This is a genomic window from Vibrio sp. 03_296, from assembly GCF_002265885.1.
On the sequence record NZ_NPKW01000965.1, the window covers coordinates 1 to 576 of the forward strand.

Annotated in this window: 1 protein-coding gene and 2 pseudogenes; all 3 read right to left on the reverse strand. The window is 46.5% G+C overall.

The window, feature by feature from the left end; all coding sequences use genetic code 11:
* A pseudogene (locus CIK04_RS34795) lies at positions 1-227 on the reverse strand (arginase); the annotation flags it as partial.
* A gap of 46 nt (positions 228-273) precedes the next feature.
* A complete protein-coding gene (locus CIK04_RS34800; RefSeq protein WP_325205988.1) occupies positions 274-474 on the reverse strand; it encodes a hypothetical protein in 201 nt (66 codons plus the stop codon).
* 7 nt (positions 475-481) lie between these two features.
* Positions 482-576, reverse strand: a pseudogene (locus CIK04_RS29200) (IclR family transcriptional regulator); the annotation flags it as partial.

Here is a 576-nt window from a genome sequence, read left to right on the forward strand (position 1 = left end):
GATCTTTGTCGACAGCCAMMAAAAAACGCCCGGCTGTTTGGATAGCGAGTGAGCGCAAAATGGTAGGCGGAACCTAACTTCACATTCAGCGTCGATTTCAGTCCCATATTGTGGTTGATGTCCATTAAACCAACCTCTTCATGTCCTGCCAGTACGACGGGTAGGGCAGAGAGCAGGGTTTCATGGCAATTGGTCAACACGACAGGGATCGCATGGCGTGAGACCATTTGGCTCAACGTTTCTTGATAATTGACGTTTCAAATATCGTGATGGCTAAAATGTGCGCACAACGCATATGCGCTTTTGATGACTCTGATAAAGCCATTCGCTTGCGTTTTCTAAGCTCTGTTGGGCAGATTCAAACTCTACTACTGTCATCGGTTTGATGTACTCGCTGACGGTGATAAACGAGTACGGATAGTGATGATGTTGAACAGTATGGTTCTTTTGATTGCGTTTGAAAAAGCCTAACATGACTGCATTACCTTTCTGGTGGAAGCGCTCTCGCTGCCTGCAAAACATGTAAAATGATACGCTGCTTATCCGCTTCAACTCGATGAGCTGGAGCCATGACGG

Bases quoted from the DNA above. Each gene is read 5' to 3' on its own strand.
- CIK04_RS34800 (WP_325205988.1), bottom strand. From the start codon at position 474: ATGTTAGGCTTTTTCAAACGCAATCAAAAGAACCATACTGTTCAACAT.